The following is a 15569-nucleotide window of genomic DNA, read 5'->3' on the forward strand; positions in this document are numbered from 1 at the left end:
TCAGTTCCTCCGCTGGGGATCGACGAGATCGCGCACGCCGTCGCCGAGCAGGTTGAAGCAGAACACGGCGATCATCAGCGCCAGGCCGGGGAAGAAGGCGATCCACCATTCGCCGGAGACGATGAAGCTCGCGCCCTCGGCCACCATGATCCCCCATTCCGGCGTCGGCGGGCGCACGCCAAGGCCGATGAAGGAGAGGCCGGCGGCGTTCAGGATCGCGTAACCCATGGTCAGCGACATCTGCACCGCCATGATCGGCATGATATTGGGCATGATCTGGGTCAGCAGCAGCCGCCAGTCGGAATTGCCCGAGAGCCGCGCCGCCTGCACGAAACCGGCTTCGCGCCGCACATTCGCCTCGGCCCGCGCCACGCGCGCATAGAGCGGGAAATTGATGATCGCGGTGGCGATGACGATGTTGGTGACGCTGTTGCCGAGTGCCGCGACGATGCCCATCGCCAGCACGAACAGCGGAAAGGCCATGATCGTGTCGGCGATGCGCCCGACCAGCTTGTCGACCCAGCCGCCGAAGAAGCCGGCGCTGACGCCGGCGAGCCCGCCCAGCAGGAAGACCAGCGCGACCGAGGCGACCGCAATGGTGAAATCGAGCCGCGTCGCGGCGATGACCCGGCTGAAGATGTCCCGCCCGAGCTGGTCGGTGCCGAACCAGTGCGCCGTGCTCGGGGCTTGCAGGGCCGCATTGGTGTTGCTCGCCAGCGGGTCGTAGGGCACGAGCGAGGGGCCGAGTATCGCTGCGAGCAGGATCAGTGCGAACAGCAGGAAGGCGAAGCCGGTAATCGGATTTTCCGAGACGACGTGGCGCGCATGCGACCATAGGCTCGTCGCGGGCGGCGCATCAAGACGCAGGGCAGGCGTGGCGGCGGGGTCGACCTTGCTCATGTCGTTCACAGGCCTCACCCCTCCAGCCTGACGCGGGGATCGATGACGCCGTAGAGCAGGTCGATCAGCAGGTTCAGCACGACGTAGAGGATCGCCATGGTCAGCACGAAGCCCTGGATCGGCGCATAATCCGAGGCGATCAGCGCCTCGACGGCATAGGAGCCGACGCCGGGCCAGGCGAAGACCTTCTCGACCAGGACATTGGCGCCGAGCAGGAAGGAGAACACCATGCCGAGCGTGGTCACGACGGGCAGCATGGCGTTGCGAAAGGCATAGGTGCCGATGACCTTGGCCTGGGTCAGCCCGCTGGCGCGCGCCGTGCGGACGAAATCGGCGCCGAGCACCGCCAGCATCGAGGCGCGCGTCATCCGCGTGATCGGCGCCAGCGAGAAGATGCCGAGCGTCACCGCAGGCAGGATCAGCTGCGCCAGCGCGGCGCGAAAGGTCTCGAAATGCCCGGCAAGCAGGCTGTCGATCAGGAACAGGCCGGTGACGCGCGGCGGTTCGGAGGCGAAGACGTCGAGCCGCCCGAGCGGCGCCGGCGACCAGCCGAGCAGGAAATAGAAGACATAGACCAGCAGGAGCCCGGTGAAGAAAACCGGCAGCGAGACGCCGGCCGTCGCCACCACACGGCAGAGATGGTCGATCCATGAGCCCTGTTTCACTGCGGCCAGCACGCCGAGCGGCAAGGCGACCGACATGGCCAGCAGCAGCCCGGCGAGCGTCAGCTCGGCGGAGGCCGGCAGGCGCGCCGCCAGGTCGGCCGTCACCGACTGGCCGGTGGTCAGGGACTGGCCGAGATCACCCTTGGCCAGCGCCGTGACATAGGAGACGAACTGCACCGGCAGGGGCCGGTCGAGCCCCAGCTTGCTGCGGATTTCGGCAATCGCCTGCGGCGTCGCCGCCGGCCCGGCGAAATAGGCGGCCGTGTCGCCCGGCAGCACCCGCGTGAGCAGGAAGGTGACGATGATCACGCCGATGACCGACGGGATCGTCGTCATCAGCCGCCCGCCGATCATGCGAAGCATTGTGCAACCTCCTTAGCGACATCCGGCGAAGTCGCCGCCGTCGTCATTGCGGGCGGGGGTGAAGCAATCCGGTGTGCGACGGGCCGATGGCGGCTGGCAGTCCCGGATTGCTTCGCCGTTTCCGCTGGTCTCGCGAGCGGCGAGGGCGGTGGGGAGCCGATCGCTCAGCCCTTGGTCAGGTAGCGGAAATCGGGCTCGCGGCAGGGCTGGAACTGGTAGCCGCCGATCGCCTTCTGGAGCGCCACGTCATGGGTCGGCTGCGCGATCGGCACCATCGGCACCTCGCGGTTCACCAGCTTGATGAAGTCGACGACATTGGCGTCATAGGCTGCCTTGTCGGGCGCGAAGCGCGCGGCGTCGATCAGCTTGTCGAGTTCGGGGTTCTGGTAGGCGGCGATGTTGAAGATCGAATTATTGCCGTGCATCGTCCAGAACAGGTAGTAATCGGGATAGTCGAGCCAGCCGGCGAAGCGGTTCAGCACCATCGGATTGGTCTTCTTGGCGATCTCGGTGCGGAAATTCGCGCCCGGCACCTTGTTGATCTCGACCGTGATGCCAATGGCACCGAGCGCCTCCTTGATCAGCACCGCCATCGGCTCGGCGACCGTCGCATTGCCGGCGTCGAAATACAGCGTGGTCGAGAAGCCGCCGCCGGCGGCATCGACCAGCGCCTTGGCCTTGGCGACGTTCGATGTGTAGGGAAAGGGCTGCGGCCAGGCGACCTTGGGCGTCTCCGCCCCGCCCGACATGTCGACGCCGCGGCCGAACAGCGAGGCCTGCAGCAGCTTCTCATAGGGCATCACCCAGGCCACGGCCTGGCGCAGGCGCACATCCTTGAACGGCCCGACCTGCGTGTTGAGATAGCAGCCCCAGACCCCGTTGGGGATGGGCACGCCGACGACATTGACCTTGCCGGCATCGAGCAGGTCCTTGAAGTCTTTTGGCGGCAGCCCGTAGGAGACATCGGCATCGCCGCGCTCCATCAGGGCCCGGCGGGTCGAGGGCGAGGCGATGTCGCGCGCGATGATGCGGCGAAGCTGCGGCAGCTTGCCGGAGGTCCAGGCGTCGTTCCGGACATAGATCGTCTCGACTCCGGGCTTCCAGCTCTCGACCTTGTAGGCGCCGGAGCCGACGACATTGTTCTTCAGCCACTCCTTGGCATGGGGATCGCCGCCGCCATTCTTGATCGCGAGCTCGGAGTCGAACACGAAGGGGATGGTGACCGCGAGGTTCGGCAGCGTCATCTTGTCCTTGCGGACGAAGTCGACGCGGAAGGTCTTCTCGTCGACGACGACGAACTGCTCGGGCTTCTCCAGCGAGCCGGCATTCATCTGCGTGGTGGCGAAGCCGCCGATCGTGCAGGCGCGGTCGAGCGACCATTTCACGTCGGCCGCCGTGACCTTGCGGCCGGAATGGAAGGCGGCGTCGCGCAGCTTGAAGGTGCAGCTCATGCCGTCCGACGCGACCTGCCAGCTCTCGGCCAGCTCGCCCTCGAGCTCGCCCATCGCGATCGTGTTGCCGCCGCCGCCCGGGATCGGCACCGGCTTGAAGCGCAGCAGCCGGTCATAGCAGTTCAGCGCGACGCCATTGACCGGCTGCGACGAGCCGATGCCCTGCATGTCCAGGCTGTTGGGCCCATATTCCTGCACCAGCAGCAATGTCTCGGCCCGGCTGGGTGTCTGGGCCCCGAGCTTGCCCTGCGCGACGAAGGGCGCAGCAAGACCGGCTGCGATGGCGGTGCGGCGAGTGATCATCAGCAAGAGATCCTTGTTTTGCCAGTCGGGATGTCGCGGCGCACCGGACCGCCGGGGGCGGGTCGGCAAGCGGGGCAGGGCGCCCGGCGGCCGGTCGCGAGAAAGGTCCGCTCCGTGCCCGTCTCGGCTCGGATGGGGCTCTGTCCTGGATGCGGGGCAGCAAAGGCGCACATGGGCGCTGGTCAAGCATGTAGCGTGCCAAGGTTTAGGCGATTGAAATCTCTTGAAAAATGCCAGCGCGGGCAGCGGCTCTAGCCACGTTGCATGCAATGACTGGCGTTCAGGCTATTTAATGGGCAGTTATCTCTTCTGCCGCGCGTTTGCGCTTGCCAGCGCCGCGTTGATGCCGATCTCGGCCGCGTCGAGGATGGCTGGGTCGGATGCCGGATCGGCGGCCAGGCGTGCCGCGTAGCCGGAAAGATTGGTGCTCCAGACCAGGATGGTGTCGAGACCGGATCGCGCGGCCAGGGTCCTTGCCTCCCTCAGCAGCGTGTCGCCGGCGAGATGCGCGGCATGGAGATTATTGGTGATGCCGAGCCAGAGATGGTCGAGGATGTCGACACCCCCGCGGCGAAACTGCCCGGCGACATGCAGCGATTCCGCTTCGTCGCCCTGCGTGATCAAACCGACTCGCCCGCAAGGGGTTACGCTCAGACGCTCGACTGTCGCAAGAGCGGTGGTGACGGCCGGGATGCCCGTCTCGTCCTCGATCCGCCGGCACAGGTCGCGATCGACGGCAAAGCCCAGCGCCGCGCCCCGCGTTGCACTCCAGCAGATCGTATCGACGCCGGCCTCTTCCAGCAGTGTCGCGGCGCTATCGAAGGGTTCGAGCCTGTAGCCGCCAGAGGGACCGGCCGCGACGATGCCGCCATAGGGCACCCGGGCGATGCAGCAATCGATCTCCGGAGTTCCAGCCAGCAACCGGGCCGCCACGCGCTCGACGACGCGGTTGGAGGAGGGAACGATCAAACCGATGGCGCGGCGCGCGGAGGCAGTCTCGGACATGGCAGGCAGCGCGACTCCGACCGGAGCGAGGGATGGTGCGATCAGCGTCCGGGCTCATGGCCGGAAAGTAAAGCCTCGTTTCGCGCGTCTGTCGCGTTCGGCGATGCATTTCAACGGCGGCCACGATCAGCCCGATCTACAGGCCAGCACTGTGCGAACGCGCCACGAGGCAAGCCTTCCGGACCTCGTTGACACGCGTTTCGCGTGACGCTAGTTCTCAATCTAATACGTATTAGATTACAGGAGAGGGCGTTGCCGCGCGAGCAGCATCCATCGAAGCGTCCCGGGGCGGCGACCAGCACGGATGTCGCGAAGCGTGCGGGGGTTTCGCAGGCGACCGTTTCGCTGGTGCTCAACGGCGCGAGCGGGCGCGTCGGTCTGTCCGAGGCCACGCAGCAGCGTGTGCGCGAAGCGGCTGCCGAGCTCGGCTACACCCCGAACTCCGTCGCGCGGAACCTGAGGCAGCGGCGCACCAACACGCTCACCTTCATCACCCCGGATATCGGCAACCCCTATTCAGCCGAGGTGATCGGCGCCGTGCAGCAGGTGGCGCAGCAGCGCGGCTATCTGCTCGACGTGCTCGTTGGAGAAGACGAGGCCGCCAAGCTCAAGGCGATCGCGCGGCTGCGCGGCGGCGTTTCGGACGGCGTCATCACCTCTGCCCCGACGCGGGCGATCTGGGATGCGTTGAAGGAGCTGGCACGCCACGGCGTCCCCTGCGTCGCGCTACAGGATCAAGGTGACGGTACCGAGATCACATCCGTCGGCGTCGATCTCGAGGGCGGCGGGTACATGGCGACGCAGCACCTGCTCGCCTGCGGCTATCGGCGGATCGGTCATATCTCGGGCCAGCAGCGGCATCCCTTGCGCGAGCGGGAGCGCGTGCACGGCTATCGTCGGGCGCTCCTGGAGGCCGGTCTGCCGGTGCGTCCGGATTGGGAAATCGAGGTCACGAACAGCCCGGAAGGCGGCGTGAAGGCGGTGGAGCTTTTGCTCGCCTTGCCGCAGCCGCGGCCAGAGGCGCTTTTCGTGTTCAACGACCAGATGGCGATCGGCGTGCTGCACGGCTTGCGTCGTCACGGCATGCGCGTGCCCGAGGACATGGCCGTGGTCGGCTTCGACGGCATCGCCCTGTCGGCCTTCACCGTTCCGGCGCTGACGACGGTGGAGCACCGTCGTCTTGAGCTCGGCCAGCAGGCGGCGATGAGCCTCATCGACCAGCTCGAGGGCCTGGAGAAGCCCGTTCGGCACACGCAGATTCCGGTCTCGCTCGTGATCCGGGAATCCTGCGGCGGCCTGAAGAGGGGTGGCCCGCCAGCCTAGAGCCACGACCAGCAATAACGAAAACCAAACCGCAAAAATGCGGTGATCCAGGGAAGGAAACAGGGATGACCAACGTCAACGGAACAGGCACGGCTTTCACCCGACGGCATATTCTGGGCGCCGGGCTCGCTCTCTCGGTCGCGTCGGGGAGGTCCGTGCGGGCCCAGGCGCCGGTGAACCTGAATTTCGCAGTCTGGGGCAACCGGGCGGAGGAGGACGCCTTCCGGCGGCTGATCGCCGGCTACACGGCGCAAAACCCGCATGTCTCGATCCGGCTGGAACTCAGCGGATCCTCCGGACAGCTCTATCAGCAGGTCGATACGCGCCTCGCCGGCCGGCAGGCGCCCGATCTGGTCCGCATCCAGTATCAGCAGGTCGGCCGCTATGCGAAGGCAGGCGCCGTCGTCGATCTGAGCGGGCATCTCGACGGCGGCCTGGCCGCGCAGTTCGCGCCCGCGTTGTGGAAAGCCGTCACCTACCGTGACAAGGCCTTCGCCATTCCCCACCACACCGACACGCTCGCGGTCTATTGCAACATGGAGATGTTCCGGCGGGCCGGGATCGAGCTGCCGCGTCGGCTCGAGGACAGCTGGCGCTGGGAGGAGTTCATTCGGATCGCCCGGATGTTGAAGGAGAAGGCCGGGGCGCCTTTCGGCTTCGCCTGCGCCTGGCAGAACACCGCCGCCTATCGTTTTCTGCCCTTCCTCTACCAGCATGGCGGCCGGCTGCTCGACGAGCAGCTGCTCCAGCCGCGGCTCTCGTCGAAAGAGGGCCTCGAGGCGATCGCGTGGGCCCAGTCCTGGTTCACTGACAAGCTCGTCCCGCCCACGACCTCGATCAAGACCAACGAGCAGACGCAGAACCTCTTCGCCAACGGAACGATCGGCATGCTGGTGCATGGCGACTGGCAGATCCCGTTCCTGCACGACGCGATGAAGCAGGCGGAGTGGCAGGTGACCTACATGCCGCGCAGCGTGAGCATGGCGTCTGATCTCGGTGGCAATTGCCTTGCGGTGACGCGCGACAGCAAGAACCGGGACGTCGCCATCGATTTCCTGCGCTATGCCACCAACGAGGCCAATATGCGGGACTTCTGCGTCGCCGCCGGCTTCCTGCCGGTTCGGCGCAGCCTGATGGACACGAAGCTGGAGTACCAGCTCCGTCCCGACGCGATGCAGGTCTTCGTCGAGCAGTCGCGGACGATCCCGGACCATCTGGCCGCGACCGTGACCCTGCCGGATTTCAGCCGCATCAACGCGAAGCTCGGCGAGCAGCTCGACCTCGCCTTCACCTCCGGCCAGTCGCCAAAGGACACGGCGGAGAACGTGGACGGCACCATTCGCAGCGTCCTCAAGAATTGAGGACCGTGCGGCCCGCCTTCCCGTCTGCGAGGTGATCCATGTCCAACAGCATCGTCATGACCAGCGCTGTGCGCCCTGCCACTGCGGCACGGGCGCGCCGCTCCTTCCGGCGGCCCTGGATGCTCGCCTATCTCCTGATCACGCCCAATCTGCTTCTGTTCAGCGCCTTCAGTTTCTTTCCGCTGCTCTATGCCTTCTACATCAGCTTCCATGACTGGAGCCTGATCGGTGACGTGAGCTTTGCCGGCCTGGCCAATTATCGCAGGCTGGTGGCCGATACGCAGTTCTGGCATGCGCTGTTCAATACGGCCGTCTATGCCGTGGCTTCGGTGCCCACCACCATGGCGGGCGGCCTGCTGCTCGCGGTGGCGCTGAACCGACGGATGCCGGGGCGGGTCTTCCTGCGCAGCGTCTATTTCCTTCCGGTCGTGGTTTCGGCCGTCGCCACCGGCATCATCGCCGCCTGGATGTTCAACGAGCATTACGGCGTCATCAACTCCCTGATCGTGCGCCTGGGCGGCGATCGCATCCCCTGGCTCTCCTCGCCGGCCTGGGCGCTCCCGTCGCTGGTGCTGGCAACCTTCTGGGTGAGGGTGGGCTTCTGCATGGTGGTCTATCTGGCCGCGCTACAGTCGATCCCGACGCTCTATTACGAGGCTGCGACCATGGATGGCGCGTCGCCCTATCGCCAGTTCTGGAAGATCACGTTGCCGTTGCTGCGACCTGCCACCTTCCTGTTGCTGATCCTCAACGTGATCCACTCCTTCCAGGTCTTCGACCTGATCTACGTGATGACCGGCGGCGGCCCCGGATTCTCGACGACGATGCTGGTGCAATACATCTATCAGTCCGCCTTCATGACGTCGGAAATGGGCTATGCCAGCGCCATTGGCGTCGTGCTCTACGCCATCGTCCTGGGCTTCACGATCCTGCAATGGCGGATCAGCCGGCAATCGGAGAACGTGCTATGAGCGGCCCGACCTTCGCGGCGGGCGCCAGGCGCCCTGGCGCTCGCCGAACCGGCAGCGTGCTGATCTGGATCGCTGTCGTGCTCGGGGCGGTGGCGATGATCTTTCCGCTCTACTGGATGCTCGCGACCGCGATCCGGCCTCGTTCCGAGGTCTTCCAGCCGGTGGTGAGCCTGATCCCGCAGGTGCTGACGCTGGAGAATTTCGGGAACATCGCGCAGCGGCATCCGTTCCTGACCTGGGTGATGAATTCGACCTTCATCGCCGTGATCGCCGTGGTGATCACCGTGTCCGCGAACCTGCTTTGCGGCTACGTCTTCGCCAAATTCCGTTTTCCCGGGCGCGACATCCTGTTCTTCGCGATCCTGGGCGCGCTGATGATCCCGATCCAGGTGATCCTGGTGCCGGAGTTCCTCGTCACGTCCTGGCTTGGGCTGCTGAACTCGCCCTGGGGTGTCATCCTGCCACGCGCGGCCGAAGCCTTCGGTGTCTTCATGGTGCGCCAGTTCATGGTCAGCATTCCCGACGAATTGATCGAGGCTGCGCGGCTCGACGGCGCCAGCGAGATGCGGATCTTCCTGCGCATCGTGCTGCCGCTCTCCAAGCCGATCATCGCCGTGCTGGTGATCTTCACCTTCATGTGGCGCTGGAACGACTTCGCCTGGCCGCTGGTCGTCCTGACGGACCAGGAGCTCTTCACCCTGCCGCTCGGCCTGAACCTGCTGCGCGGCGAGGCCAATCCGGATTGGGGCGGCGTCATGGCGCTGGCCCTGATCTCCCTTCTGCCGATGCTGCTCATCTTCCTGATCTTCCAGCGCTATCTGGTTCAGGGGATTGCCAGCACAGGCCTCAAGTGAGCCCTTTCCCGACCTCTACCCAAGAGAGAACATGACATGACCAAGATCGCCATGATCGGCGCCGGCAGCGTCGTCTTCGTCAAGAACCTGCTCACCGACATCCTCAGCCTTCCCGCGCTGAAGCAATGTGAGATCGCCTTGTACGACATCGATGCCGAGCGCCTCGAAACCGCGGGTATGATGGCGCGCTGGACGTCGGGCCAGTTCGACGCCGGGGCGACCGTGACCGAACACGCGGACCGCCGGCGCTGCCTGGAGGGCGCGGACTTCGTGATCAACATGGTGCAGATCGGCATGCACGAGGCGACCGTGCTCGATTTCGAGATTCCGCGCCGCTACGGGCTGAAGCAGACCATCGCAGATACGGTCGGCATCGGCGGCATCTTCCGCGGGTTGCGGACCATTCCCTTCATGGTGGACCTGGTCGGGGACATGCGGGCGGTCTGCCCCGGCGCCCTGCTGATGAACTACACCAACCCGATGAGCATCCTGACCTGGGCGGTCTACAAGGCCTTCCCCGAGCAGCAGGTGGTGGGGTTGTGCCACAACGTCCAGCACACGGCGCGCGACCTTGCCTCCTATCTCGGGGTCGATCGCTCCCGATTGAGCTATGACTGCGCCGGCATCAACCACATGACCTGGTTCCTGCGGCTCGAGATCGACGGCAAGGATGCCTATCCGCAGCTGCGGCGCGCCGCGAGCAATCCGGAGATCTTCGCGCAGGACAAGATCCGTTTTGCGTTGCTGGAGCATCTCGGGCGCTTTGTCAGTGAATCGAGCGAGCATACGGCGGAGTACACGCCCTATTTCCTGCGTCGCGAGGACCAGATCGCGGAATTCGATGTGCCGGTGGACGAGTATATTCGCCGCAGCGAGCGCAACCTGCGGCGCTATGCCGAAACCCGGCAACGGCTGCTGGCCGGCGAGAGCTTCCCGATCGAGCGCAGCGACGAATATGGCGCAGCGATCATCAACGGCATGGTCACGAACGAGCCGCAGCTCATCTACGGAAATGTTCGCAACACCGGATTGATCGAGAACCTGCCGCAGGATTGCTGCGTCGAGGTTCCGGTGATCGTCGACCGCAACGGCCTGCGTGCCTGCCATGCCGGCACGCTGCCGCCGGAACTCGCCGCCCATTGCGCGCCGCATGTCTTTGTCCAGGAACTCACGGTGCGCGCTGCCCTGGAAGGCGACCGGGATGCGGTCTACCGCGCCGCGGTGCTGGACCGCCATGCCGCGAGCGTCCTCTCGCTGCGCGAGATCCGCGCCATGGTCGACGACCTGATCGCGGCACATGGTCCTGCCATGCCTTCGGGCATCCGCTCGACGGCGCTCGCCGCCTAGAGCATCGGCCCGAAAAGCGGATTGCGGTTTTCGGGGCAAAGCCGATGCAAACACAAAAGGTTAGATCATCGGACCGGATACGATATCCGGTCCGATGATCTAACCGTCCCGAGCAGGGCAGGGCCGGCCTGCCCGCAACAACAAGAACGATAAGGCAGCAAGGAGGGAACGATGAGCTGGCTGACCTTGGAGCATGTCCACAAGCGCTTTGGTGATCACCCGGTGATCCAGGATGTGAACCTGTCCGTGACGAACGGCGAATTCGTCGTCTTCGTCGGTCCGTCCGGTTGCGGGAAATCCACCTTGCTGCGGATGATCGCCGGGCTGGAGAGCATCAGCGATGGCGCTTTGCGCATCGACGACGAGGTGATGAACGATGTGCCCGCCGCGCAGCGGGGCATCGCCATGGTGTTCCAATCCTATGCGCTCTACCCGCATATGAATGTCTACAAGAACATGGCCTTCGCGCTCGAGACGGCGCGGATGGCCAAGGCCGAGATCGATATGCGCGTGGCCCGGGCCGCGGCGATCCTGCAGCTGGATCATTTGCTCGATCGCAAGCCCAAGGAGCTCTCGGGCGGGCAGCGGCAGCGCGTCGCCATCGGCCGCGCCATCGTGCGCGAACCCAAGATCTTCCTGTTCGACGAGCCGCTCTCCAATCTCGACGCGGAGCTGCGCGTGCAGATGCGGGTGGAAATCGCCAAGCTGCACCAGCAGCTCGGCAACACGATGATCTATGTCACGCATGACCAGGTCGAAGCCATGACGATGGCCGACAAGATCGTGGTCCTGCGCGCAGGAAAGGTCGAGCAGATCGGGTCGCCGCTGGAGCTCTATAACAACCCGGTCAATCGCTTTGTCGCCGGTTTCATCGGCAGTCCGAAGATGAACCTTCTGCAGGCAACGCTGCTGCCGGCGGCAGGAGGAGAAGCGCGCGTGGCCCTGGCGGAAACCGTGTTGCCCCTGCCGCATCTGGCCGGTCAGGACGGGGCCGATTGCAGCCTGGGCGTACGGCCCGAGCACCTGCGGCTCGGCGGCCCAGGCACGCGGATCGGCGAGGCGCAGGTCCAGCTCGTGGAACAGCTGGGCGGCTCCTCGCTGATCTACGGCGTCCTGTCCGACGGCCAGCCGATCACCGTTCAGGTCGAGGGGCAGCAGAAGCCGAAGCCGGGCGAGCGGGTGCCGCTTCACGTCGATATCGCCCTGGCGCATCTGTTCCTGCCCGACGGTCTGCGCGTGACTGCGCAAACTGCCGCGCGCGGCTGAGGCGGGCGGGATGGCGAGGATCCGCCTCGGAATCGTCGGACTTGGGCAGATCGCGCGCAGCCAGCATCTGGGCGCGATCGCGGCAGCGCCCGGTTTCGAGCTGGTCGCGGCGGCGAGCCGGCAGGGCACGCTGCCTGGCTTACCCGTCTTCACCTCGCTTGGCGCCATGCTGGCAGCCGATGTGGCGCTCGATGCCGTCGCCCTCTGCACACCGCCTCAGGGCCGGCACGCACTGGTGGCGGAAGCGCTCGACGCCGGCATGCATGTCCTGCTTGAGAAGCCGCCGGGTGCGAGCGTCAGCGAACTGGGCCCTCTCGTTGCAAAGGCGGAACGGAGCGGCCGGACGCTGTTCACCACCTGGCATTCGCGTTTCGCGCCCGCTGTCGCGCCGGCGCGCGCCTTCCTTGCGCGGAACAGGCCTCGCTCGGTCGAGGTCGTCTGGAAGGAGGATGTGCGCGTCTGGCATCCCGGGCAGGACTGGATCTTCGAGCCCGGTGGACTTGGCGTCTTCGACCCCGGCATCAACGCCCTGTCGATCCTGACCGCCATTTTGCCTGAGCCGATCTTCGTGACCGGCGCCCTGCTGTCCGTTCCGGCGAACCGCCAGGCGCCGATCGCCGCCGAACTCGATCTGTCCGATGCTCTGGGGTTGCCGATCCACGCGGAGTTCGACTTCCGCCAGACGGGCGAACAGAGCTGGGACATCCGTGTCGAGACCGAGGCCGGCCCCCTCTTTCTCTCCTCGGGCGGCAGGACGCTGAGCCATGATGGCCGCATCCTCGTCGACGAGCCGGAGCAGGAATATGCCCGCATCTATCGCCGCTTCGAAGCGCTGGTCGCGGAAGGCCGCAGCGATGTCGATCTCGCCCCGCTGGTGCTGGTCGGCGACGCGTTCATGCTGGGGCGGCGCTTGCTGGTCGAGCCCTTTCAGGGGTGACGTTCCCTGGGTCGATGCTGGTCAAGGCGACGGAAGCTCTGGCAAGGTCATTCAGGTCGTGACAGTTGGTCAGGTTCGGTGACGGGATCGGAGGCGAAGATGCGATTGCTGGACCATGTCGGCCCGCCCTCGGAGGACCTGATAGGCCTTCTCGCGCCACGCGGGGTTCTGCGGGCTGCGATCAATCTGTCGAACTTCCTGCTGGTCTCCGGCAGGACGCCCGACGGCGGCCCGGTCGGGGTGGCGCCTGATATGGCGCGTGCATTTGCCGATCTCCTGGGCGTGGAGCTGCGCTACGTCACCTATGAATCGCCAGGCCTGATCGCCGATGCCGCCGATCGCGATGAATGGGACATCGCCCTGATCGGGGCTGAACCGCAGCGCGCCGCGTTCATCAGCTTCACCCCGGCCTATACCGAGATCGAGGCGAGTTACCTCGTTCCGGAAGGTTCGCCACTGGACCAGATCCGCGACGTGGATGCGCCGGGCCGGCGCATCGCCGTCACCGACCGAACGGCATACGGGCTCTGGCTCGACCGCAACATCGCGCATGCGTCGCTGGTGCGCACAAAGACCATCGATGATGCGGCGTCAGTTTTCCTCGAGGGTAAACTCGATGCCCTTGCCGGCCTGCGCCCCAGACTGGTGACAGACCTGAAGGCGATCCCGGGATCCCGGATCCTGCCGGGGCGCTACATGGCCGTGCAGCAGGCCGTCGGAACACCGACCAAAAACGCGGTTGCGATCGACTATATCAAGCGCTTCGTGGCGGCCGCGATCTCGTCCGGCTTCGTTTCCAGGTTGATCGACAAGCACAGGGTCGAGGGGCTCACGGTCGCCCGGGCCGAACAGGTTCGCGCGGTGTGACGGTTCGCAACCGGCCTTTTGTGTTTGCATCGGCTTTGTCCCGAAAACCGCAATCCACGTTTCGGGCCGATGCTTTATCTCGCGCGGGGAGCCTGGGCGGCCCGCGCCGAGGACCCACCTTCAGTTGTATTGGATTTGCCACAGTGCAGCGCTGTTCGCGCTTGTGAATGCACGTTCATTGCCGTTCGTGTTCGGCAAGGTGAGGCCGGGCGGGCAGGTTGCCGCCGGCTTCAGTGCCGATCAGCCCGGACGCCAGAGCGCGACGCTGATGCCGGCGCCGCGGCTTGAGCCGCGCTATGCCTTCTGGGGCGGGGCCTTTGGCGGCCAGGCAACAGCAGCACCGACGGCAACGCCGCGAGCCTGTCCTGGCGCAACGGCGGCGCCATCCTCGGCGCCGACATGCCGCAGATTGTCCTTCGCGTCCGTATCCTTGCGGCGAGGCGTGTAGCCCGGTCGACGAAGACAGACGGCGTCACGCGCATGTCGATCGGATCGAGATCAAACCAAATCCTGACCGCGCCACACCCTGGCGAGCGAGATAGGGCACAACGCCGTCTGTCGCGTGGCGATTCACCTCTCTTCGGAACCGTCCTTTGCGCTGGAGCGCTGCGCCAGGAGCTTGTCGATCCGCCTGCCGTCCATATCGACGATCTCGAACCGCCAGCCCGCGTAGTCGAAATGCTCGCCAATCTCGGGGAGGTGTTCGAGCCGGGCCAGGGCGAAGCCGGCAATCGTGTGGAAATCCCCTTCCGCGGAGCGCAGCCGGAAACCAAGCCGATTGAAGGCATCATGCGCCGGCATCATGCCGTCGATCAGCAGGGAGCCGTCTTCGCGCTCCACGATATCGGGCTCCTCGCCCTCGACATCGGGCAAGTCGCCGGCAATGGCTTCGAGGAGATCGGTCTGGGTGACGATCCCGTCGAGGCCACCATATTCATCGACGACGATCGCGAGGCGAACCGGCGCCTTCTTGAAGTGTTCGAGCACGCGGAAGATCGGCGTCGTCTCATGAACGATGACGGGCTCGCAGATGACGGCCATGGGATCGAGCGCTTTGCCGTCCAGGACTTGGTCCAGAAGATCCCGCTTGAGGATCATGCCCAGGGGCTCGTCGATGCCACCACGCCCGACCAGCAACTGCTCATGGCGACATTCGCGAATGGTCCGCAGCATCTCGTCATGAGTGTCGTCAGCGTCGATCCAATCGACGTCTCGGCGCGGTGTCATGATGTCGGCGATGCGGCGGTCGCCGATGCTGAGCACGCGCTCGACCACCTCCTGCTGCGCCTGCTGGAGGATCCCGGCCTCCTGACTGGCCTGAACAAGGAGTTTCAGTTCTTCCGGCGAATGCAGGGATCCCTCTCCGGTCCCCGGCCGCAAGCCGCACAGGCGCAGCACGAGATTGCCGAGGCCGTTGAGTGTGATGATTGCGGGCCGCAGCAGGAACAGGAAGAGCCCCAGCGGCCGCACGACCCAGAGCGCCGTCCCTTCGCTGCGCTGAAGGGCAAGGCTCTTGGGGGCGAGTTCGCCAAGAACAATGTGCAGGGCCGTGATGATGATGAAGGAGATTGCAATGGCGATGGCATGGGAACTGGCCGTTGCCAGAGAGCCCGGCAGGCTATTCAGGAGCGGTTCGATCAGGTGTGCCAGTGCGGGCTCACCGAGCCAGCCGAGCGCCAGCGAGGAAATGGTAATCCCCAACTGCGTCGCTGCGAGATTCGCGTCGAGATTGTCGACGGCGTGCTTGAGGGCGGTGGCATTCATGCGTCCCGCCGCGACAAGCTCCGAAACGCGGCTTCGGCGCACGGCGACCAGGGAAAATTCAGCCGCGACGAAGAAGCCGTTTGCGGCAACGAGAAGCAATACGGCGAGCACTCCGACCAGGTCGAACATGCTGCCATCGGTGCTGGACATGGACTCCGCTCCGGCCGCAGAAGCAGCCACGGGTTGTTGATG

Annotated in this window: 13 protein-coding genes; 8 read left to right on the forward strand and 5 right to left on the reverse strand. The window is 65.5% G+C overall.

Going from position 1 to position 15569, the window contains the following annotated elements; all coding sequences use genetic code 11:
- The 4 genes from FG93_RS00405 to FG93_RS30935 form a co-directional block, all read right to left on the reverse strand.
- A complete protein-coding gene (locus tag FG93_RS00405) occupies nt 1-900 on the reverse strand; it encodes an ABC transporter permease (protein ID WP_043230823.1) in 900 nt (299 codons plus the stop codon).
- Between the two features lie 14 nt (nt 901-914).
- Complete coding sequence (locus FG93_RS00410; protein ID WP_043230546.1) at nt 915-1928, reverse strand: ABC transporter permease; 1014 nt, start codon at nt 1926-1928, stop codon at nt 915-917.
- 164 nt (nt 1929-2092) lie between these two features.
- Nucleotides 2093-3682, reverse strand: coding sequence for an ABC transporter substrate-binding protein (locus tag FG93_RS00415; protein WP_043230825.1), 1590 nt, complete (start codon nt 3680-3682; stop codon nt 2093-2095).
- A 300-nt stretch (nt 3683-3982) separates the two neighbouring features.
- The gene (locus FG93_RS30935) at nt 3983-4687 is read right to left on the reverse strand and encodes a hypothetical protein (protein WP_052513110.1); all 705 of its coding nucleotides are present in this window, start codon (nt 4685-4687) and stop codon (nt 3983-3985) included.
- A gap of 252 nt (nt 4688-4939) precedes the next feature.
- Between FG93_RS30935 and FG93_RS00425 the strand changes: the two genes are divergently transcribed.
- From FG93_RS00425 to FG93_RS00460, 8 genes are all read left to right on the forward strand, one after another.
- Entirely contained in the window at nt 4940-6010 is a 1071-nt protein-coding gene (locus FG93_RS00425; RefSeq protein ID WP_043230548.1) for a LacI family DNA-binding transcriptional regulator, read from the forward strand.
- A gap of 65 nt (nt 6011-6075) precedes the next feature.
- Nucleotides 6076-7371, forward strand: a complete 1296-nt coding sequence (locus tag FG93_RS00430; RefSeq protein ID WP_043230549.1) for a sugar ABC transporter substrate-binding protein — start codon at nt 6076-6078, stop codon at nt 7369-7371.
- A gap of 38 nt (nt 7372-7409) precedes the next feature.
- Nucleotides 7410-8342: a carbohydrate ABC transporter permease gene (locus FG93_RS00435; protein WP_043230550.1), complete on the forward strand. Its 933-nt coding sequence runs from the start codon at nt 7410-7412 to the stop codon at nt 8340-8342.
- The gene (locus FG93_RS00440) at nt 8339-9196 is read left to right on the forward strand and encodes a carbohydrate ABC transporter permease (protein WP_043230551.1); all 858 of its coding nucleotides are present in this window, start codon (nt 8339-8341) and stop codon (nt 9194-9196) included. The genes FG93_RS00435 and FG93_RS00440 overlap by 4 nt, the downstream gene beginning before the upstream one ends.
- Before the next feature lie 36 nt (nt 9197-9232).
- Nucleotides 9233-10543 (forward strand): alpha-glucosidase/alpha-galactosidase, encoded by a 1311-nt coding sequence (locus FG93_RS00445; RefSeq protein WP_043230552.1) that lies wholly within the window; start codon nt 9233-9235, stop codon nt 10541-10543.
- Nucleotides 10544-10714: 171 nt separating this feature from the next.
- Nucleotides 10715-11809, forward strand: a complete 1095-nt coding sequence (locus FG93_RS00450) for an ABC transporter ATP-binding protein (RefSeq protein ID WP_043230553.1) — start codon at nt 10715-10717, stop codon at nt 11807-11809.
- Between the two features lie 10 nt (nt 11810-11819).
- Nucleotides 11820-12746 (forward strand): Gfo/Idh/MocA family protein, encoded by a 927-nt coding sequence (locus tag FG93_RS00455; RefSeq protein WP_043230554.1) that lies wholly within the window; start codon nt 11820-11822, stop codon nt 12744-12746.
- A gap of 99 nt (nt 12747-12845) precedes the next feature.
- Entirely contained in the window at nt 12846-13613 is a 768-nt protein-coding gene (locus FG93_RS00460; protein WP_043230556.1) for a transporter substrate-binding domain-containing protein, read from the forward strand.
- A 570-nt stretch (nt 13614-14183) separates the two neighbouring features.
- Here the strand turns inward: FG93_RS00460 and FG93_RS00470 are convergent.
- Nucleotides 14184-15527: a hemolysin family protein gene (locus tag FG93_RS00470; RefSeq protein WP_043230561.1), complete on the reverse strand. Its 1344-nt coding sequence runs from the start codon at nt 15525-15527 to the stop codon at nt 14184-14186.
- Nucleotides 15528-15569 lie beyond the last annotated feature (42 nt).

This window comes from Allobosea sp. LC85, assembly GCF_000735605.1.
Lineage (GTDB): Bacteria > Pseudomonadota > Alphaproteobacteria > Rhizobiales > Beijerinckiaceae > Allobosea.